At 65.6% G+C, this 19,281-nt stretch carries 20 protein-coding genes and 1 pseudogene; 6 read left to right on the forward strand and 15 right to left on the reverse strand.

What is annotated here, in order from left to right:
- Positions 1-10 precede the first annotated feature (10 nt).
- The 10 genes from HQ354_RS03575 to HQ354_RS03620 all read right to left on the reverse strand — a co-directional run bounded on the left by HQ354_RS03575 (position 11) and on the right by HQ354_RS03620 (position 7,293).
- On the reverse strand, positions 11-748 hold the full coding sequence (locus tag HQ354_RS03575; protein ID WP_068431208.1) for a MerR family transcriptional regulator: 738 nt from the start codon (positions 746-748) through the stop codon (positions 11-13).
- A complete protein-coding gene (locus HQ354_RS03580) occupies positions 745-1,242 on the reverse strand; it encodes an FHA domain-containing protein (RefSeq protein ID WP_068431211.1) in 498 nt (165 codons plus the stop codon). Before HQ354_RS03580 ends, HQ354_RS03575 begins: the two co-directional genes overlap by 4 nt.
- A gap of 179 nt (positions 1,243-1,421) precedes the next feature.
- The gene (gcvH, locus tag HQ354_RS03585; RefSeq protein WP_068431214.1) at positions 1,422-1,826 is read right to left on the reverse strand and encodes a glycine cleavage system protein GcvH; all 405 of its coding nucleotides are present in this window, start codon (positions 1,824-1,826) and stop codon (positions 1,422-1,424) included.
- 39 nt (positions 1,827-1,865) lie between these two features.
- Positions 1,866-2,600 (reverse strand): DUF881 domain-containing protein, encoded by a 735-nt coding sequence (locus HQ354_RS03590; protein WP_068431216.1) that lies wholly within the window; start codon positions 2,598-2,600, stop codon positions 1,866-1,868.
- Between the two features lie 6 nt (positions 2,601-2,606).
- Positions 2,607-3,023 carry a small basic family protein gene (locus tag HQ354_RS03595; RefSeq protein WP_084424016.1) on the reverse strand — a complete coding sequence of 139 codons (417 nt, stop codon included), beginning with the start codon at positions 3,021-3,023 and terminating at the stop codon, positions 2,607-2,609.
- Positions 3,020-3,874 (reverse strand): DUF881 domain-containing protein, encoded by an 855-nt coding sequence (locus HQ354_RS03600; RefSeq protein ID WP_222634170.1) that lies wholly within the window; start codon positions 3,872-3,874, stop codon positions 3,020-3,022. Before HQ354_RS03600 ends, HQ354_RS03595 begins: the two co-directional genes overlap by 4 nt.
- The gene (locus HQ354_RS03605) at positions 3,867-4,478 is read right to left on the reverse strand and encodes a CDP-alcohol phosphatidyltransferase family protein (RefSeq protein WP_243636803.1); all 612 of its coding nucleotides are present in this window, start codon (positions 4,476-4,478) and stop codon (positions 3,867-3,869) included. The genes HQ354_RS03600 and HQ354_RS03605 overlap by 8 nt, the downstream gene beginning before the upstream one ends.
- Positions 4,479-4,518: 40 nt before the next feature.
- Positions 4,519-5,169 carry a CoA pyrophosphatase gene (locus tag HQ354_RS03610; RefSeq protein ID WP_068431224.1) on the reverse strand — a complete coding sequence of 217 codons (651 nt, stop codon included), beginning with the start codon at positions 5,167-5,169 and terminating at the stop codon, positions 4,519-4,521.
- Positions 5,166-5,573: a nitroreductase family deazaflavin-dependent oxidoreductase gene (locus HQ354_RS03615; protein WP_068431226.1), complete on the reverse strand. Its 408-nt coding sequence runs from the start codon at positions 5,571-5,573 to the stop codon at positions 5,166-5,168. Before HQ354_RS03615 ends, HQ354_RS03610 begins: the two co-directional genes overlap by 4 nt.
- Before the next feature lie 73 nt (positions 5,574-5,646).
- The gene (locus tag HQ354_RS03620) at positions 5,647-7,293 is read right to left on the reverse strand and encodes an FAD-binding dehydrogenase (protein WP_068431483.1); all 1,647 of its coding nucleotides are present in this window, start codon (positions 7,291-7,293) and stop codon (positions 5,647-5,649) included.
- Between the two features lie 130 nt (positions 7,294-7,423).
- Here HQ354_RS03620 and HQ354_RS03625 point away from each other — a divergent pair, with 130 nt between their 5' ends.
- From HQ354_RS03625 to HQ354_RS03635, 3 genes are all read left to right on the forward strand, one after another.
- Complete coding sequence (locus tag HQ354_RS03625; RefSeq protein WP_114330959.1) at positions 7,424-8,206, forward strand: PIG-L family deacetylase; 783 nt, start codon at positions 7,424-7,426, stop codon at positions 8,204-8,206.
- Positions 8,207-8,304: 98 nt separating this feature from the next.
- Positions 8,305-9,462, forward strand: a complete 1,158-nt coding sequence (locus HQ354_RS03630) for an alpha/beta fold hydrolase (RefSeq protein ID WP_084424018.1) — start codon at positions 8,305-8,307, stop codon at positions 9,460-9,462.
- Between the two features lie 82 nt (positions 9,463-9,544).
- Entirely contained in the window at positions 9,545-10,567 is a 1,023-nt protein-coding gene (locus tag HQ354_RS03635) for a LacI family DNA-binding transcriptional regulator (RefSeq protein WP_167675937.1), read from the forward strand.
- A gap of 11 nt (positions 10,568-10,578) precedes the next feature.
- Here the strand turns inward: HQ354_RS03635 and HQ354_RS03640 are convergent, their stop codons facing one another.
- From HQ354_RS03640 to HQ354_RS03655, 4 genes are all read right to left on the reverse strand, one after another.
- Complete coding sequence (locus tag HQ354_RS03640) at positions 10,579-11,508, reverse strand: aldo/keto reductase (RefSeq protein WP_222634171.1); 930 nt, start codon at positions 11,506-11,508, stop codon at positions 10,579-10,581.
- Positions 11,509-11,589: 81 nt separating this feature from the next.
- Positions 11,590-12,921, reverse strand: coding sequence for a DUF3533 domain-containing protein (locus HQ354_RS03645; protein ID WP_222634172.1), 1,332 nt, complete (start codon positions 12,919-12,921; stop codon positions 11,590-11,592).
- A gap of 82 nt (positions 12,922-13,003) precedes the next feature.
- Positions 13,004-14,356, reverse strand: coding sequence for an MCE family protein (locus tag HQ354_RS03650; protein ID WP_222634173.1), 1,353 nt, complete (start codon positions 14,354-14,356; stop codon positions 13,004-13,006).
- Between the two features lie 154 nt (positions 14,357-14,510).
- A complete protein-coding gene (locus HQ354_RS03655) occupies positions 14,511-15,344 on the reverse strand; it encodes a class I SAM-dependent methyltransferase (protein WP_222634174.1) in 834 nt (277 codons plus the stop codon).
- A gap of 162 nt (positions 15,345-15,506) precedes the next feature.
- Here HQ354_RS03655 and HQ354_RS03660 point away from each other — a divergent pair.
- From HQ354_RS03660 to HQ354_RS03670, 3 genes and pseudogenes are all read left to right on the forward strand, one after another.
- Positions 15,507-15,821, forward strand: a pseudogene (locus HQ354_RS03660) (winged helix-turn-helix transcriptional regulator); the annotation flags it as partial.
- A gap of 129 nt (positions 15,822-15,950) precedes the next feature.
- Positions 15,951-17,036, forward strand: coding sequence for an Rv1355c family protein (locus HQ354_RS03665; protein WP_167675949.1), 1,086 nt, complete (start codon positions 15,951-15,953; stop codon positions 17,034-17,036).
- A 72-nt stretch (positions 17,037-17,108) separates the two neighbouring features.
- Complete coding sequence (locus HQ354_RS03670) at positions 17,109-18,326, forward strand: GGDEF domain-containing protein (RefSeq protein WP_222634175.1); 1,218 nt, start codon at positions 17,109-17,111, stop codon at positions 18,324-18,326.
- Here HQ354_RS03670 and HQ354_RS03675 read toward each other — a convergent pair.
- Positions 18,294-19,019, reverse strand: a complete 726-nt coding sequence (locus HQ354_RS03675; RefSeq protein WP_167675953.1) for a hypothetical protein — start codon at positions 19,017-19,019, stop codon at positions 18,294-18,296. The genes HQ354_RS03670 and HQ354_RS03675 overlap by 33 nt on opposite strands.
- Between the last annotated feature and the right edge of the window lie 262 nt (positions 19,020-19,281).

Raw genomic sequence — 19,281 nt, forward strand, 5'->3', positions numbered from 1 at the left:
CCTCCGTACATCAACGATCGAGTGCCCCGCGCACCGCTGCCTTCACGAGACACGTGTGCAGAGTCAGCGACAACGCCGCGAGTTCGCGGATCATCTCCTCCGCGCGGTCTCGCGCACCGGCGTCTCGGCTCTTCGCAACGGGCCCGGCGATCTGCGCGACCAGACCCGCCTCGCGGTCGGCGGCCAATTTGAACGCGCGAAGGTGCCGAACTTCGAGTCCGAATTGCAACATCGCATGTGCGGTCTTGGCCAGAACGACCGAGCCTTCGTCGTAGAACCCGGCCTGGCCGGGCGTGATCAGGCCGGCGCGGATCAGCTCGGTGAGGAACGAATCCTCGATTCCCGCGCGCTCCAAGAGATCGCTCTTGCTCAGACGCACCTCACGGTCGGCGAGGAACTCTTCCGGCGACACCTCCCCCGGCGCGACGCTCAGCGAGCGCGGCCGGCGGGAGGTCGGCTCGGCACGCTCGACACGCGCCGCGCCACTGTCGATGGCCTCCAGTTGCTCCTTGATGACCTTCAGCGGCAGGTACTGATCTCGCTGCGCCGTCAAGACGTACTTCAGGCGTTCGCAATCGGCGATGGAAAACCGCCGATAGCCGGACGGCGTACGTTCCGGCGAGATCAATCCCTCTGCTTCGAGAAATCGGATCTTGGAGATGGTGACGTCGGGGAAGTCGGGCCGTAGTCGATCGAGGACGGAGCCAATCGACATCCCCCCGGGAGACCGCTGCCCGACGGCGGTCACTGGCTGCCCGCACCCGCAGACGACTCGCCGACCTGAGTACCGGCACCGCCGCGAGGCCCGGTCAGGAAGACCAGGCGGAACTTTCCGATCTGTACCTCGTCACCGTTGGCCAGAACGGCAGAGTCGACCGGTTCACGGTTGACGTACGTGCCGTTCAGGCTGCCCACGTCGACGACCTGGAACTCGTCCTCGTCCTGGCGGAATTCTGCGTGGCGACGGCTCACGGTCACGTCGTCCAGGAAGATGTCGCTGTCGGGGTGGCGGCCGGCCGACGTCGTCGGCTGGTCGAGCAGGAAACGGGAGCCGGCGTTCGGGCCTCTCTTCACCACGAGAAGCGCGGACCCGACCGGAAGGCCCTCCACACCCGACACCGGAGCCTCGGACGTCTGACTCGTCGCCGAGTTGTCCAGCTCCTGCAGGAAGTCTGCACGGAAGACCGAAGTGGTCTCCGCCGGCGACTCTCCGTAGATGCCGTCGTTGTCGTTCTCGCTCACCGTTTCTCCTTCTCAGTCCGATCACCCGGGCGACGTACACCTCGGGTCTCGCAGTAGACAGCTTTCACGTTCAGTTCTTTGTGCGGACCTGTGCCCCCGACACGGCATCTACATACCCACGACCGTACCCTGCACACGAGCATGGGTGTAGACCGTTTCTCCGGTCCGCTCCCGCGAAGTTACCCGGCCGTAATGGCAGCATATCCGTCCGCGTCGAGCATCTGTGACACCGCCGCGTCCAGTGTCGCTTCGGTGTCGACTTCCAACTCCACCAACCACCCGTCGGTGTACGGACCCGAGTTGACCTTCTCGGGCGCAGCATCCAGATCTTCGTTGACAGCAACGACTTTGGCCGTCAACGGCGCGAAGACGTCGGACACGCTCTTCGTCGACTCGACCTCGCCCAACGAAGTTCCTGCTGTGACCTCGTCGCCGACGGACGGAAGTTGAACGAAGACGACGTCGCCGAGTTGTCCTTGGGCGAAGTCGGTGATGCCGATCCTGACCGTCGTCGGTCCCGTCCGCAGAACCCATTCGTGCTCGGGCGTGTACGACAATTCGGCGGATGGCGCGTTGTCACTCAACTCGGCGGTCCTTTCGGGTGGTAGTCGAGCGGGCTCGACCTAGTTTCCGGGCTGAGCGTATTGACGTGATCGCGGGTCTCGCAAGGCAGACACGGTGACCTGCTGAGATTGAGACACTGCGCACTCCCCACTGCTTTTCGCAACCGTGTCGACGACGCCACCGGGGATGTCCAGCGCGGCCGACAGCGTCGGCGGGTCGCCGATCGCGGTGATGACGAAGGGCGCCTTCAATTCCCGGCCGTCGACCACCGTGTTACCCGCCGGACCGGCGATCCAGGAATCGATGCCTATGCGAACCGTTTCGTCTGTGGCACCGGCGATCTGCATCGCTTCGGCACCGGCTGCTCGAAGTTCCTGTACTGCATCGACGAGAACCTCGGACCCGACGCCGTTTCGTGGATCGGTCACCGTGACGACGACGCCAGGCCCGGTCGCTGCGACCGACCCGACCTGGATCGACAGTGCGTCGAGCTCGGCGCGAGCCTCGTCCAGCGCCGCGCCGGATCCCCCGCTCTCGTTCTGCAGCGTCGTCAACGTGTTCTGCAGGGTGGCGATGTCCTCCCGGATGGCTGCCTCTCGGCGGCCGAGGTTGTCCAACACGACGAGCAGATCGGCCGGCCTCGCGGAGTCGAGATAGTCCTCGTTGTCGTTGACTCGCACCTGCGCGGCCAGGCCGATTCCGAGGACCGTCATCAGCAGAACAGCCAGGCATCCGAACACGACCGACCGACGACGGTTCTCACCGCGGCGTTGATGGCGACCTTCCTGCGACACCGTGTCTCACGCTCCGAACAGGCGGCGCCGGAGTGCCGCAGCGTTTCCGAAGATCCTGATACCGAGGACGACGACGATCGCGGTCGACAGTTGGGTTCCGACACCGAGCTGATCGCCGAGCCACACGATCGACGCGGCAACGAGCACGTTGAAGACGAACGAGACGACGAACACCTTCGCGTCGAAGATCTCGTCGAGGTAGGCACGAAGACCGCCGAACACGGCGTCCAACGCGGCCACGACGGCGATGGGCAGATACGGGGCCACGGGGTCGGGCACCTCGGGACTCGCGACGCTCCCGATGACGACACCGATCGCGAGTGCCACGAAGGCCAACAGAATCAGGCTGCCACCGCGTCGCCGGTGCTCCGGCGGTTCGTGCGGAGAATCGTCGACGTCCTTGTGCGTGCGCTCGTCGGTCATCGTGGGCCGTCCTGGTGTGCGAGGGCGATCGGGCGGCTGGCCGCTGCGGGTAGATCGATCTCGGACTCGGCTCGCACGTCGAATCCGACGCGGTAGAGCTGCGACAGCGCCGACATCCGGAGGTACGCGTCGCTGACCGAGAATCGAGCTTGCAGCTGTGTCGGCGACCCTATCGCCGACACGGTGTAGGGCGACGGCACCGGCCGATTGTCGACGAGCATCGCCCCTCCCGCCTGCCTGATGGTGACACCAGGACCGATCCTGATGCCGCCGACCGCAACCGCTTCGGCGCCGCTGGCCCAGAGGGAGTTGACGACGACTTGCAGGTCTCGATCCAACACGGTCGCGGCGGATGATCCGCGGGGCCGGGTGGACGCGTCGGACAGGGTTGCCGCGGCCGGCGGCTCGGACACGACGACGCTGATGCCGGGGCCCGTCACGGGCGTCGTTCCTGCCGCGTCCGCGACGGACTGCAGCGAGCCGAGTACGTCGTTGCCCGCATCGTCGCTCTGCAAGGCTTCTCGTCGTGCCTCGTCGACCGCGACGACCAGTTCGGCGCGCTGCGCATCGAGCTCGTCGGCGCGATGCGACGCCTCGCGAGCTGCACCGAGCGCATCTCGTCCCACCCCCGGAGCATCGGACGGGTCGAGCGCTGTGCGGCCGACGGCGACGCCGAACACTGCCCCGACCGCGAGCGTTCCTGCGATCGTCCAGGTGGCGGCCGACCGTCGCGAGCGGTTGTTCTTCGCGTGGCGAGATTCCGACGCGGCCGCGTAACCCGGGTCCAGATGCTCCGACGTCAGCGACCGAAGGAGCGAGGACTGGGTATTGCGCTGCGCCGGCCTACGCATGAGGAGTCGGCCTGCTTTCGGCTGTCGGAGTCGTCATGCCGACGAGAATCGCCTGGTACGTGTACAAGATGCCGGTCCACGTGTACAACGCCGTCCCCCAGACAAGGAGTGCATATCCGATCGGCGAGCACACGTCGGCGACGGTCGAATCCCCTGCAGCGATCAGCAGGACGGGCAACGCCATCATGATGACGAACGTCGCCGCCTTGCCGAGGTAGATGACCTGCGGCGGAGGGAGTCCCCGTCGCCGATACACGAACATCGTTCCCGCCAGGACGAGATCCCGCCCGATCAGCAAGGCCGCAACCCACCAGGGAATGATGCCGCGCACGACGAATGCGACGAGCGCGGTCACTACCGACAGCCGATCCACCAGTGGATCGAGCAGTTCACCGAGCCGTGACGACTGGTCGAGGGCGCGGGCGAGCTTCCCGTCGAGCCAGTCGGTCGCACCGCTCGCGAGCAGCACGGCGAGTGCGAGACCGTCGGCGTGGCGGACCAGGAGCAGGTAGAGGAACAGCGGAATCAGCAGCAGACGGAGCACACTGAGAACGTTCGGAACGGTCAGGATGCGATCGCCCCGATCAGTTTCGGACGGACTCACCACTCGCACCTCGATTCCTGAACTGGCGAACGCAGATGCGTCAGCGCCACGCGAACACCGGCTGTTCGAAGTCTGCCACGCGTGTGTGTCGTCCTCGAAGTACCACCTCTCGGAACTGGTGAACCACCGCGCCCGTGGGCGCGTGGACGAGCGACTCGCGGAACGGCCACTGGATCACCGGTCGTTCCGATTGCTCGATGGTCACGAATCGCGGATCGATGTCGATTTCCGACACCCCGACCTCGTACACGATGGCGACCTCGTCGGGACTCGGTTTCAGTTCGGCCAAGCGGTCACCGACCCAGACGACGAACGGCGTGATCACGTAGCCCGATCTGGTCTCGTAGTCGTCGAGGCGTCCCAGCACGGCATCCTGGTCTGCCCGCAACCCGAGCTCCTCGTGCAGTTCACGCAGGCAGGCCTCGACCGACGACTCGCCCGGATCCACACTGCCGCCGGGCAACGCGAACTGCCCCGGGTGTGCACGCAGGCGCGACGGCCGTTTGGTGAGAAGCAGTCGTCGGTGTCCCGGTGTGCCACCGATCGCCAGCGCCACGGACGCGGCCCGCTTCGCCCGGGCTGGGACCGTCGTGGGGACGAACGACGAGAGAGCAGCGACGACGTCGGAGCGTTCGAGTCGGTAGTCGGGCGGTTCACCGGCGCCCGACGCGTCCGCCGTGTTCGCTGTCAGGACTTCGCCGACAACGCGACGACGGGAATGACCCGCGACGTCTTCTTCTCGTACTCCGCGAAGCCGGGGTACAGCTCTGCCTGTTTGCGATACAACTCGTCACGCTCGGTGCCGGTGATCTCCAAAGCCACGACGTCGACCGTCGAATCCCCCACCTCGATCGCGGCATCCGGGTTGGCCTTGAGGTTGTGGTACCAGTCGGGATTCGTGTCGGCCCCTGCCTTCGACGCGAAGATGACGTAACGATCGTCGTCGGGCAGGTACATCACGGGGCTGATGCGCCGAGCACCGGACTTGGCCCCCGTGCTGTGAAGCAGCAGCAGTGGCGCCCCCTCGAACGGCCCTCCCACTTTGCCGTGATTCGCGCGGAACTCCGCGATGACTTGCTCGTTGAAATCGGCCATCGAACACTCCTCGTCTGCGGCTGAACGGTGCGGTTCACTCTACCGAGACGGGGCGTCGAAACACCGGCTCCGGTCAACGCGCCGCGGCGCGACCTGCAGCTCGGCCCGAGAAGATGCATCCACCCAGGAATGTGCCCTCGAGCGACCGGTAACCGTGGACTCCGCCTCCACCGAACCCGGCCACTTCACCGGCTGCGAACAGCCCGTCGAACGGTTGTCCGTCGCGACGAAGAACTCGGGAATCGAGGTCGGTTTCGAGCCCGCCGAGTGTCTTCCGGGTCAGAAGATGGAGCTTGACCGCGATCAAGGGTCCCGATGCAGGATCGGACATCCGATGCGGCGTGGCGATCCGTGCGGCCTTGTCGCCCCTGTATCTACGGGCCGCATGAATGGCCGACACCGAGAGGTCCTTGCTGAAGTCGTTGTCCATTTCCCGGTCGCGTGCGGTGACCAGTCGTTCGATGTCGCCTGCTTTCAGTTCGACCTCGCCGATCCGGTTCATGCCGGCTACCAGTTCGCCGATCGAGTCGGCGACGACGAAATCCTCGCCGCGACGCTTGAAGGCTTCGACCGGTCCCGGTGCTCCGGATCGCACGCGTTCGAGAAGCTTGCGGACGCTCTTGCCCGTCAGGTCCGGGTTCTGTTCCTGGCCGGACAGCCCGAACTCCTTCTCGATGATCTTCTGATCGAGCACGAACCACGAGTAGTCGTATCCGGTCCGGACGATGTGTTCGAGTGTGCCGAGGGTGTCGAATCCGGGAAACAGCGGTGCGGGCAACTGTTGTCCGTGCGCGTCGAGCCACAGCGACGACGGGCCGGGCAGGATCCGGATACCGTGGTTCGGCCACACCGGGTCGAAGTTGGTGATTCCTTCGGTGTAGTGCCACATGCGGTCCGGATTGATGACGCTCGCGCCCGCGTCGGCGGTGATCTGCAACATTCTGCCGTCGACGTGCGCCGGTACACCGGTGAGCATGTGCTTGGGCGCAGGCCCCATGCGCTCGGGCCAGTTCTTCTTGACCAGGTCCCAATTCGCGCCGATGCCTCCGGACGTGACGATGACCGCGGGCGCGTCGAACTCGAACTCTCCGATGCCGAGACGCGACGACGGGACTCCGCGTGGCGCGCTCGACGGTTCGAGAACGGTGCCGCGCACGCCGGTAGCGGCGCCGTCGGTGACGACGATGTCGTCGACACGGTGGCGGTGCGCGAGCGTGACCAGCCCGTCGGTGACGCCCTTGCGCACGATATCGGCGAAGATCTCGACGAGCGCAGGCCCTGTCCCCCAGGTGATGTGGAACCGCGGAACCGAATTGCCGTGTCCGGTGGCACCGTATCCACCTCGTTCCGCCCATCCGACGAGCGGGAAGATCTTCAATCCTCTTTGCCGGAGCCAGCTTCGCTTCTCCCCTGCGGCGAACTCGACGTAGGCTTCCGCCCAGCGACGCGGCCACCGGTCTTCTTCGCGGTCGAACCCGGCCGTGCCCATCCAGTCCTGCAAGGCAAGCTCGTGCGAATCCTTGATGCCGAAGCGGCGCTGCTCGGGACTGTCGACGAAGAACAAGCCACCGAACGACCAGAACGCCTGACCACCGAGATTGGCCTCGCTCTCCTGATCCACCAGAATCACGTGCTTGCGCGACGCCACGAGCTCGGCCGTCGCGACCAGGCCTGCCAGGCCCGCCCCCACGACGACGACATCCGCCTTGGAAACGACCATGTCCACCCCTTCTCATCCACACCCCGCCGGTACTGCGCTCCGACTGTAGACGCCATGGCGAACGAGTCGAGGGCGAACGCACGGGTTCTGCACTACTCTGCTGTCGACTGCCGACCGGAAGGTACCTGCCATGCCCGTTCGCACCACCGACGACGATCGTGTTCCCAGCGTTCTCTGCGTCCACGCGCACCCCGACGACGAAGCGCTCTTCACCGGGGGCGTGTTGGCCCGCACCGCTCGTCGGGGCGGACGGACCGGCGTCGTCACCTGTACGTGGAGCGAGGGAAGCGGCCGGGTCGAGGAACTTCGGCGGTCGCTCGACATTCTGGGCGCCGGCGAGCCGCGCCTGCTCGGGTACACCGACAACGCGTTCGACGACGGGGTGAAGTTCTGTTCCGCGCCGTTCGACGAGGCGGTCGGGAAAGTCGTCGGCCACATCAGGGACTTCCGTCCCGACGTCGTCGTCACGTACGACGCCTTCGGTTCCTACGGACATCCGGACCACGTCCACGCACACAGGGTGACCATTGCCGCTGTGGAGGCCGCAAGTCATCACCAGCTCTACCCGAACGCCGGGACGCCATGGGCGCCGTCGCATCTGTGTTTCGCGACGTTTCCGCGCAGCGAGGTCGAGAACCGGTGGGGAACGCTGTTCGGCGGCACGGCACCGCAGCCCGGCCCCGGAATCCCCGGCGTCGACGACGAACTCGTGACGGTGACCGTCGACGTTCGGGAGTTCTTCGAGACGAAGTGGGCCGCATTCACGGCCCACGAATCCGAACTCGCGCGCGGCGGCGGCGCGAGCCAGTTCGTCGCCATGAACGACTTGGATCGACGCGACACCCTCGGCACGGAGTGGTTCATCCATCGACAGCTGAGAGGCGACGCGACGGACCCCTTCGCGCCTCGGTGACCTGCGCGTCGACGCGGCCGCGTCGTGGTGTCGCCGACGACGCGTACCGTGGTCGAAGACCACTGAAGTCGAACGAGTAGGTCCGGAGAGTTCACCTCGTGCGATGGGACGACCGGCTGCGTCGCGAGCGCCTGGCGCAGACTCGGCTGGGGCACGACTGGATCGTTCTCGGCCGAACGCGTCGCGCGCTCCTACGCACGGCACTCGCCCTGATTCCACTCCTGCTCGTGCTGAATCTGTACTGGCAGCACGACGTCGCGCCCGAACAACGCAGACTCGCGTCGACGACTCCTCAGGTCGATCAGATCTTCGATGCAGCGGATCCTCGAGACCGCGCTACCGCCGTCGTCGACATGGTCGGACTGGGCAACGTCGATGCAGCACCGACCGCGATGTCGCTCCCTGCATTCGGTGCGATCGGCCGCGTCTGGGCGGTGCGCTACGACAACCGCGGTATCGACACCGAGGTGATCGGCCAGCTGATCGCCGCGCGCGCGAAGACCGCGGGGGTGAAGAACGTCGTGCTGGTCGGCCACAGCATGGGTGGCGTCGTCGCGCTCGAGGTCGCGCAGCATCTGTACGAGGACAGCGACGTCCGCGTGACCGGAATCGTGTTGGACTGCACGCCCCTCGACCTGCACGCCGTGCGCGCAAGCAGTCGAGACGCAGGTGAGAACCTGTTGCGGTGGATCGGCTGGCTGCCGGGAGCGCGTGAGAGTCGCACGCTACGCACCGTCGTCGAGATGGCCGCTCGCTCCGAGAGATTCGTCGACCTGCATTCGTCGTGGTACCCGAGAATCCACTGGGACGACGCCGTCGACGCGTTCGACGAAGTCATGCGGGACAAGATCCTGAACCCCTCGGCCGCGAGCAACGGGTTCATCGAGTCGCAGTTCAGGACCATCGTCGCGTCCGGCGCACTCGACAACCTCGATGCGCTGAACCGCCCGGTCGACGGAAAGCCCAGTCCGGCAATCGTCTTCATGCGTCCCTCGATCGGACGCGCGGACGGCGTCGTCGACGTCGACTATTCGCAGTCGATCCTGTTCGACCGGGTAGGTGGATCCGACGGGCAGCTACGTGTCGTCCGCATGCCGGGAACCGGTCATGCGAATCCGCGCCAGGAACCGCAGCGGTACAACGATGCCGTCGTCGACCGTGTACTGCCGTTTCTCGAACCACGCGTGTTCTCGTCGGGCCGCTCGGCGCTCCCGGTGAGCGGCGACGTCACTCGTCGGACGACGTCGCCGGGGTGACCGACGCTGCGGCGGCCCGCGACGCTATGGTCGTGACGGACACCCAGCGTGGATCCATCCGAAACCCCTCAGGAGTTATCCGATGCCCCACCCGTATCCGGTGCGCGAGATCGCGAGGCAAGCCGGCGTCAGTGAGGCGACCGTCGATCGCGTCCTGCACAAACGTCCAGGTGTGCGTGCCGGTACCGTTCTGCAGGTGGAACAGGCGATCGCCGACCTCGACCGTCAGCGCACGCAACTGAGGCTCTCCGGCCGGACGTTCATGGTCGACGTCGTGATGGACACACCCAATCGATTCTCCCGTCTCGTGCGCGAGTCCCTCGAGGCCGAGCTACCGGGCTTGCGGCCCGCGGCCATCCGCGCACGGTTTCATCTGAAGGAGGGTTGGCCGGTCGACGACCTCGTCGCGACCCTGGACTCCGTCGCCGCGAAGGGCAGTCACGGCGTCATCCTGAAAGCTCCGGACACACCGGCCGTGGCTGCGGCGATCGATCGAGTGACGGCCGCGGGCGTTCCGGTTCTGACGCTCGTGACGGACGTACCCGCGAGCAATCGAATCGCGTACGTCGGGATGGACAACCGCGCCGCGGGAAGCACTGCGGCATATCTGGTGTCGCAGTGGCTACGGCAGTCCGACGCGGCCGTCCTGGTCATGACGAGCCGCAACTTCTTCCGCGGCGAGGAAGAACGAGAGATGGGCTTCCGTGCCGCGATGCGAGCACGAGACCCAGGTCGTCGCATCGTGGAGATCTCGGACACCGACGGCCTCGACGACACGTCTCGGATACTCGTCGCCGCCGAGTTGGAGCGAGGCCAGGACATCCGCGCTGTCTACTCCATCGGTGGCGGCAATTCCGGTGTGCTCGATGCATTTTCGGCCGCCGGACGCGAATGTGAAGTGTTCGTCGGACACGATCTGGCCCAGGAAAATCGTGCGCTTCTGCAGACCGGTCACCTGACGGCGGTGTTGCACCACGACCTGCGCGAGGACATGCGGTACGCGGCCCGGTCCATCATGACGTTCCACGGGGCGCTGCCGGGCTCGGTCCGTACGGTCCGGTCCAAGATCGACGTCATCACCCCGCACAACATGCCGGGGCGATGACGCGTTCGGTGTCAGTTGTTCTCGGGGAGGCCGCTGATCCAGGACGTGCTGCGGACACCGTCGGTGATCGCGAGGACGTCGGCGAGCAATTCCTCGTCGATGGGCGCCGAGACGGCGGCCACCGCTGCATCGAGGTTCTTGGCCTTGGTCGTGCCGATCACCGTTGTCGCACAACCGGATCGCTGAATCGAGAACTGGTTGGCGAGGAAGGACACGTCCACGCCGCGAGCGGCACACAGCGCGGAGACGGCGCGTGCCGCATCGAGAATCTCCTGCGGGGCAGGCAGATCGATCCGTAGGCCTGCTGGTGTCAGTAGACCGAGAGCGACTGCGGCAGCGTTGATCACGGCCGTGTCGTTGTCGCGGCACACCGGAGCGAGTACCGTCTCGAGTTCGGTGTTCAGCAACGTGAAGTGAGCGTAGGAGAGGATCACGTCGAGGTCCGTCTCGGTCACCGCGCGGGCCAGCGTGTGCATCGGATATCCGGTCATGCCGATGTAGCGGCACTTGCCCTCGTCGCGCAGCGAGACGAGTTCCGCGTAGGCGTCGCCGAACACGCCGTCGAGAGAGACGAACTCGATGTCGTGCAGCTGGAACACGTCGACGTGATCGGTGCCCAGCAGCTCGAGGCTGCGCTCGAGGCTCGTGCGAATACCGTTGGGCGAGAAGTCGAAATCGTTCGCACCGTTACGTCCTGCCTTGGTGCCGATCAATACCTCGTCGCGTATACCGGCGACGGCGCGACCGAGCCGGCGTTCGGCCAACCCCTGTCCGTAGTACGGGGACGAGTCGAAGAAATTGATTCCGGCGTCGACTGCGCGATGAACGGCATCGAGCGCCGCCGTTTCGTCGGCACTTCCGAACATATCGCCGAGGGGGGCCGTTCCGAACGATACGGCGGAGACCTTCAGCCCGGTGCTACCGAGGGTGTTGTACTGCATGGATTTTCGCGACTCCAGTCAGGTGAGGTGGTGCACCCGATTATTCAGGGCGCGTGGCGGCTCCGACAAGCGACCTTTCCATCAATTGTCCCTCGAGGTCACGAGAGCACCGTTTCGGCGCTCGAAGCCCTTGCGGTCGTAGAGGCGAACGACGACGAGACCGACCAGAAGACCGATCGCCATACCGATCGACGTCATGGTCACTCCGTGTCCGAGGCCTGCGTCCCATCGGGCGTCGAAGTAGAGGATCGCGCGCACCGCGAGGTAGACCTGGTGCATCGGCTCGAACTGTGCGAGCCATCCGAAGATCCTCGGTGCGGCGCTGATCGGGACGGTTGCGCCCGCCGACGGTAGCCCCAGAACGACGAACAGGATCAGGTTGATCAACAGGCCGAGCGTGCCGAACACCGACACGATGGACACCGCCGTCACACCGACCGCGGTGATGGCCAACGCCCCGTACATCCACAACAGCAGCGAATGCGACGACGGCATACCCAGTGCGTGGGAGATCAGCAGATACAAGGCCGACACCACCAGGCCGACGATGGCCATGAGCGCCCACTTGATCAGCATGGTCTGCAAGCGGGATATGGGCGCGGACGCCGTGTGACGGAAGAACGGCCCGTACTCGGTCGGCGTGAATCCCAGGACGCTGTCGACCAGAGAGCTGACGACCATCGCGCCCGTGAAGCCGGCGAGAAGGAGCAACAGCGCGTAGTAGAACGCAGACAGGCCGAGGCCGGTTCCGTCCGGGAGTGGATCGTGCGGAGTGACGATGATGTCGATCGGCTCGGCGAGCGTCAGTGCAGCGGCGCCCGAGATCGGCGACGCTTCGGTCGCACCGAGCTGTGCCTGCACCTGCTCCGTGAGCTGTTGTCCGACCTTGGCATTGGCTTCACCGAGCGCCTGATCGCCGATCGCGCTGAACAACGACGAGCCGAGGGTTCCTGCGCGCGGGTTCGTGTAGACGGTGATGACAGGCTTGTCGACGTCGCCTGCAACGACACTGGCCTGCGCCAGTATGGACAGGCGTTTCGTGAAGTCGCTCGGAATGACTATGGCGCCGAACACGTCTCCACTGTCGAGTTGGTCGTGCGCCTGCGCGATCCCCATCTGCCTGAGGTCGACGGTGTTCGGGTCGATCCCTGCAACCAGTCCATCGCGAATCTGATTGCCGAAATTCGCCTGTTCACCCGTCGGCAGAACGTCCCCTTCATCGCTGACGACGAGAGCGATCGGGAAGTCGTGCAAGCTCTTCTTCGGATCGAGGATGCCACCCATGTACACCGCAGCCAGCACGGACATCAGCACCGACACCACGACGATCGGTGCGATCCACAGTCGAGGCCCGCGAAGCGCACCTGCACCGGATCGCTCGTGCTGCCCGTGCTCGGGCTTCTCGTCTGTCATCCACGACTCCTCGAACGCAGTGAGAGGTCCGTCGCGTGCACCACGCGGCAAACCCTTGCCGGTCGGCGACACCGATCGCCGATCACCGGAAGCCTACTTCCGTCCCTCGTAGGGCGGGTGCGCCCAGGGTCGTCGTCCACGACGGCACATCCTCCGGAGCGACGCCTCCTGCTTCGCCGTAGATCACGGCGAGCGTGTCGCGTTCGAAGTCCGAGCCTTCGTAGGCACTCGGCAGTGCAGCGTCGGACACCGCGGGTACCGCGGAGTACTGCGGCGCCGGCAACTCCGGAACATCCTGCGGCCCCGGGTTTCTCGACGGGACCTGGTACGAACCGTCGTTCACGGAACCGCCCGGGTACTGGCCGAAGAATTCACCGGCGGCGGTATCGGCAGGTTCGAAGCACCGGGGCCCGCGGTTGTCGAGGAACCGCGGCTCGTCCTGGTTCGGCAGGTAGCGGCCCTTGGGGTTCACGATCGGCATCGTGACGTTGATGCCGCGGTATTCGTCGCCCACGCCGATGACTTTCTGCGCCTCGGCAACTGTCGGAACGAACTGCGCGAACGTACATCCGAACGCAGGCGAGTACTCGGCCAGAAGCTCGAGCGCTTGACGGGAGTCCGCGGCGATGCCGACGAGGTTGTCCGAATTCGCCTGCAGGAAATCCGAAGTCGTACCGCCCGTCGACGTGAGTGTTGCGATCAGCGTGTCCACCGCAGGTCGCTGTTCGACCACGGTGTTCCCTGTCACGGCGAGATTGTCGAGGGCGTCCACCAACTGCGGGGCCGCATCCGAATAGGTTTGCGTCAGATCCGCGAGGCCACGCAGATCGTCCTGAATGGTGGGCAGTTCGGTGTTCAGGGCGGCGAAGATGCGCTCGAGTCGGTCGATCGTCAACCCGAGATCGCTGCCGCGCCCGGTCAGTCCCTGCGCCAGCGCTCCGAGCGTGCTCGCGAGGTCTTGCGGCGGAACGGCTTCGAGCAACGGAAGCAGGTTGTCCAGCAGCTGGCCCACCTCGATGGCTGCGCCGCTCGTGTCCTGCCTCAGCACGGAGCCGTTCGTGATCGGCTCTCCCTCCGCGCCTTTCGGCACGATCAGCGACACGAATCGCTCACCGAACAACGTCTTCGGCAGAAGACGAGCCGTCGTGTCCGACGGAATGAGGTCGGCCTTGTCCGGATCGATGGCCAGACGGGCGGTGACCACACCGTCGGCCGCCGACGTGGATCGCACCTCCCCCACGATCAAGCCGCGAACCTTCACGTCGGCGTTGGTGGGCAACGCGTTTCCGACGGAGTCGGTGATCAGATCGACGTCGACAACCGTCTTGAACGTCTTGGTGTACGACGTGATCGACCACGCGACGAACACGATGATCATCAGGAACAGGAGCATGCCGAGCAGTCGCCGCTTCAGCGGTGACGGAGATTCGATCATGCGGCGACGCCCGGCCGCGACCCGATTCCGACCGAGCGTCGTGCAGACCGACAGGACGACCCGAGGAGGGGGTGTGCGCTCATTCCGCGAATCTTAATGTAACGCGGGGTCACAGTTACAAGAGAATGTGACGCACACGATCACCCGACGGCTGTCACTCCGCGCGACGGCCAGTGACCAACAGATACTCCCATTCCATCGACGTTCCGTCGTAGAACTCTTCGGCCAGTTCCCGCAGGGTTGCGTCCAGTGCACGAACCTTGTCCGGCTCGGCCTCGATGCGGGAGTACACCGCGATGGTCGGACCGTACTTGGCCTTGAAGTAGTCGAGGAAGCCGTCGGGCTCCGTGAACATGTCGACGACCAACTTCTTCCTCGTGCACTGCAGGTCGGCAACTCGATCTCCGAACAACTCTCGCACGTGAGCCTCGTCACCCCACAGGGGCGGAGGCTGCGCTCCGGGCGGTGGCGGTGCCGCGTACGGCTTCAGTGCGGCGAACATGCGGCCGATGAAGCCCGTGGGGGTCCAGTTGACCATCCCTATCGACGCGCCTGGCCGGGCGACGCGAATCATCTCGTCGGCTCCCGCTCGATGGTGCGGCGCGAACATCACCCCGATGCACGACAGCACCGCATCGAACTCGCCGTCCTTCCACGGGAGCGCCTCGGCGTCGGCCTCACGCCACTCGATGTCGGTGAGTCCGCGTTCTGCCGCGAGTCGCCGTCCTTCGTCGAACAATTCCGGTGTCAGGTCCGAAGCCACGACGTGCGCGCCGCATGCCGCAGCGGCAAGCGCCACGTTGCCGCTGCCCGCAGCCACGTCCAGTACTCGTTGTCCTGGCGATATCGAACACGCATGGACGAGCATCGGTCCCAGTTCGCCCACTACCTCGGCTGCAATGGCCGGGTAGTCACCCATCGCCCACATCGAGCGATGAGCCGCCTTCAGCGCACGGTCGGCGGCGATGGTGTCGATCGAGTCGGTCATGACATCCTCCTCTCGCGATTCGTTACCTCGACATGCTGTCTTCGAATGGTAAAAGCACTGCTCCCACTGCCTCCAGTACTGAATCTGTACCGCCTCGGGCTTCGGGCGAACAGGACCGGACGACTCTGTCGGTCCCGGCCGACCCGTCGTAACATCCGGCACATGGGGGCGACCTACCACCAGTTGTGTCCCGCGGCGAAAGCGATGGAACTGTTCGACGAGCGCTGGACACTCCTCGTCGTCCGCGAACTCGTTCTGGGAAGCAAACGGTTCAACGAACTTCGACGGCAACTTCCGACGATGTCGCCGACGCTGCTGTCCAAACGCCTGCATCGGTTGTCCGCTGCCGGAATCGTCGAGAAATGCGTCGTCGACGACGACGTCCACTACGCACTCACCGAGTCCGGGCGAGATCTGCGCACGGTCGTCGAGGCGCTGGGAGCATGGGGTGCACGCTGGCTCGACACTGCCGACGATGCGCGCGCGCTGACGTGACGACACCTCGCACTGCACCGCGCGCGCTCACCCGTTTTCTCGGCTGCGTACGGAATGATCGAGATGGTGTCCGCATCGGTGCGGGCGGTGACGTGAATTCTGGAGGTATGGGTGGCCGAGCATCGGGTGTTCGATGTGTCCGTTCGCGGCGACGAGGAGGACGCCCGGCAACTATTGAACGACCCCACCATCGCGGTTCTCGACACCGTCGACCAGCAGCGACGATCGCTGGCAGAGCTACTCCCGAGGCCGGTGACCGAGCTCGAGGAGCAGGCGCGGTGGGTGCACTACCCGTGGCGCCGGACCGTCGCGCGAGTTCTCGGCCCCGACGGTTTCCACCGGCTTCGCTTGGACCGCAACCGGGACAAGATCACTCTCGACGAACAACGGACGTTTCGGGGTCTGAAGATCGGAGTCGTGGGGCTGAGCGTCGGGCACGCGATCGCCCATACTCTCGCTCTCGAGGGGTTGTGCGGTGAGCTGCGGCTGGCCGACTTCGACGAACTCGATCTGTCCAACCTCAATCGGGTTCCGGCGTCGGTGTTCGATCTCGGCGTCAACAAGTCCGTTCTCGCCGCCCGTCGCATCGCCGAGATCGACCCGTACCTGCCGGTTGCGGTGTTCACCGACGGCATCACCGAAGCGTCGATCGACGAGTTCGTCGACGGGCTCGATCTGGTAATCGAGGAATGCGACTCGTTGGAAGTGAAGCTGCTCGTCCGCGAGCACGCACGCCGACGGCGTATCCCGGTGGTCATGGAAACCAGCGACGGCGGAGTGCTCGACGTCGAGAGGTTCGATCTCGACCCGGACCGACCGCTGCTACACGGACTGCTGCCGGATCTCGGACCCGCCCGGTTCTCGACCATGACTGCCGAGGAGAAGACGGCAATAGCTGCATCGATCCTCGACCCCGCGAAGATCACCGCCCGGATGGCGGCATCGGTACCGCAGATCGGATCGACTCTGTCCACGTGGCCGCAGCTCGGCGGCGATGTCGCGCTCGGCGGGGCGGCCGTGGCCGCGGCAGTACGGACGTTCGGACGCGGTGAGTCTCTCCCGTCCGGTCGCAGACGTATCGATCTCGACGCACTGCTGCGCGCCGGTGAGGATCCGCTGACCCGACATCGTGATTCCGCGGCACGCGCCGCCGTGCCGTCGCAGTCCGCATCGGGTGACGACGCCGACACCGCGTAGCGGACTAACTTCGTGCGTGTGATCTCTAGGTAATGTTCGTTCGGTCCACTTCCCGATTCGAGGGTTTCGACGATGAATGTGTTTGCCCGGTTGCGCCCGCGTTCGTGGGTGAGCTCGTGGCGTTCGCATGTCGACACCCGCACGTCGATGGTGATCCTCAGCGCGACCGGCGCCGTGCCGCTTCTGGTCATCGCGATGATCTCGCCGACGTTCCTGCGACCGAATGCCTTTCCGCTTCTGATCGGTGTGCTCCTCTTCACCGCGGTGACAGTGCTGTTCGCGGCACGGGTGGGGCGTCTGACCGAACAGCAGTTCGCCGTGCTGGGTTTCGGCGGGATGGCCGGTGTCGCAGTGTGCGCCTACCTCATTGCCGACCCGGCGGGCATGCGGGCAGTGACGTCGATGTTGGCGATCGTGCCTGCCATCGCGGCGTCGGGGTCGCCGCCGCGCGTGACCATTGCTTTGACCGCGGTGTCGGTCGCCATGGCCACGGCGTTGTCGATCGAGGGCATGGGGTCGTCGGGCTGGGCGGTCACCGCTGTGGCGATCGGTGCCGCCGCAACCGCTGTGCTGGTTCCCGTCGTCCTCATCACCGGCCTTCGCCGTGCCCTGCATGTGATCAACGAACAGCTGCGAGTACTGGCGAGCACCGACCCGCTGACCGGGTTGGTCAATCGCCGTGGGTTGCTCACGCTCACCGAGGAATTGCTGGACACGGCCGCCAGGCACGACTTCCCGGTATCTGCGTTGGTGGTGGACATCGACCTGTTCAAGACCGTCAACGACACCGACGGCCACGCGGCCGGTGACCGAGCTCTGACTGCAGTCGCGCAAGCCCTCGTCGATGCCGCGGACGACGCCGGAACACCGAACGCGATCGTCGCGAGAATCGGCGGTGAGGAGTTCCTCGTCCTCGCGCCGAGTCGACCTGGTGCGGACCTCGCGGACAAGGTGCTGCACCGGGTTCGGTCGGACTGCACGGTCACCGTCAGCGTCGGAGCTCTCACCGTCGACCTGCAGCAGGCATCCCCCGGCACGGAACCTCGCCCACCACGGTCGAACGGCACCGAACGGGATATCGATGCGGTCCTCGACCAGGTGGTCCGTGCGGCCGACATCGCTCTGTACGCGGCGAAGAGCGCCGGCCGCGACCACGCCTGCCACGCAGGGGTTCTGCGGATTCCCTGGGGAGCGGACTCGGTGCGCGGCACACGCATCAGAGCGACCGCCGACCCTCGTACTGCGACCGGTGAGAGATCACGCGGCGACGGCAGCCGCAGAGTGTCGTAGGGCCCGCGCGTCGCGATACATGCGGGACAACACGTCGGGCCGAGCGTCGACCTGGATGCTCCGGCGATCCCACCACATGATGCGGGTGCGGTACCGCTCGTCGGGATACGCGGCGTAGGGCACGTGCTCTGCGACGCGGCCACCCGACGACTCCCACCGTCGCAGAACGTGTTCCGCTGCGGTCGCCATGATCCATCGCACGTTCATCGCATCCATCGTCGGCACCGCGACGCGAGCGAGCGCACCTGCGACGGCGCCTGCGTCGGCGAAATCGGCGTCCACCCAGGCGGTTTTCATCTCGACGACGCCGTCGCGCAGCCTCGAGTCGATCATGTCGCGGACTTGTTCGCGGCCGATGTTCCCCGCCCACTCCGTCATCGCATGCGACTGGTCGGCACTCGTGTATGCGCCCTGGCCGCGAACTCCGCCGACGACGGCGCCGGTTCCGTCGATCGACACGAAGAACAACGCCGTATCGGACGCAAGGTGCCGCGAGTCGGCATCCAGGACGACCTCGACGCCGTGCTTCGCGTACGAGATGTGCGCCCCGCGGAGGTATTCGGACCACAGGTCCGGGTCGTCGAGAGGTGTCGTGCGGACGAGGGTAAGACCGGTGAGGGCGTCGTGCACCTCGGCGCGCCCGACGTACCGCCAGGAGCGAGCAGGTGCTGTGTCGACTGTCGAGAAACTCATCTGTGGACCTTTCGGGGAACCGCTCCGAGCGGATCTGTGGGAAAAACGTGCGAATGTCGGTGCTTGCCCATGAAAACAGGCACCGCGGTCAATTCTCTGTGCCGGGACCACCTTGTACAACGTGCGCGCGCATGACCCCTGTCCATCGAGTATCCGCAGAACGGGTACGAGAGGCCGAATTTCGCCGGTGCCGGTCCCGAGGCCGCACGAATCGCATTGCTGTTCAGGGTGTTCCGACACCGCCGCGCGAGCGCGGGCGCTA

This window comes from Rhodococcus sp. BP-261, from assembly GCF_019835205.1.
GTDB lineage: Bacteria > Actinomycetota > Actinomycetes > Mycobacteriales > Mycobacteriaceae > Rhodococcoides > Rhodococcoides kyotonensis_B.

Bases quoted from the DNA above. Each gene is read 5' to 3' on its own strand.
- HQ354_RS03595 (WP_084424016.1), bottom strand. From the start codon at position 3,023: ATGACCGACGAGCGCACGCACAAGGACGTCGACGATTCTCCGCACGAA.
- HQ354_RS03600 (WP_222634170.1), bottom strand. From the start codon at position 3,874: ATGCGTAGGCCGGCGCAGCGCAATACCCAGTCCTCGCTCCTTCGGTCG.
- HQ354_RS03615 (WP_068431226.1), bottom strand. From the start codon at position 5,573: ATGGCCGATTTCAACGAGCAAGTCATCGCGGAGTTCCGCGCGAATCAC.
- HQ354_RS03620 (WP_068431483.1), bottom strand. From the start codon at position 7,293: ATGGTCGTTTCCAAGGCGGATGTCGTCGTCGTGGGGGCGGGCCTGGCA.
- HQ354_RS03625 (WP_114330959.1), top strand. From the start codon at position 7,424: ATGCCCGTTCGCACCACCGACGACGATCGTGTTCCCAGCGTTCTCTGC.
- HQ354_RS03635 (WP_167675937.1), top strand. From the start codon at position 9,545: ATGCCCCACCCGTATCCGGTGCGCGAGATCGCGAGGCAAGCCGGCGTC.
- HQ354_RS03640 (WP_222634171.1), bottom strand. From the start codon at position 11,508: ATGCAGTACAACACCCTCGGTAGCACCGGGCTGAAGGTCTCCGCCGTA.
- HQ354_RS03645 (WP_222634172.1), bottom strand. From the start codon at position 12,921: ATGACAGACGAGAAGCCCGAGCACGGGCAGCACGAGCGATCCGGTGCA.
- HQ354_RS03650 (WP_222634173.1), bottom strand. From the start codon at position 14,356: ATGATCGAATCTCCGTCACCGCTGAAGCGGCGACTGCTCGGCATGCTC.
- HQ354_RS03655 (WP_222634174.1), bottom strand. From the start codon at position 15,344: ATGACCGACTCGATCGACACCATCGCCGCCGACCGTGCGCTGAAGGCG.
- HQ354_RS03670 (WP_222634175.1), top strand. From the start codon at position 17,109: ATGAATGTGTTTGCCCGGTTGCGCCCGCGTTCGTGGGTGAGCTCGTGG.
- HQ354_RS03675 (WP_167675953.1), bottom strand. From the start codon at position 19,019: ATGAGTTTCTCGACAGTCGACACAGCACCTGCTCGCTCCTGGCGGTAC.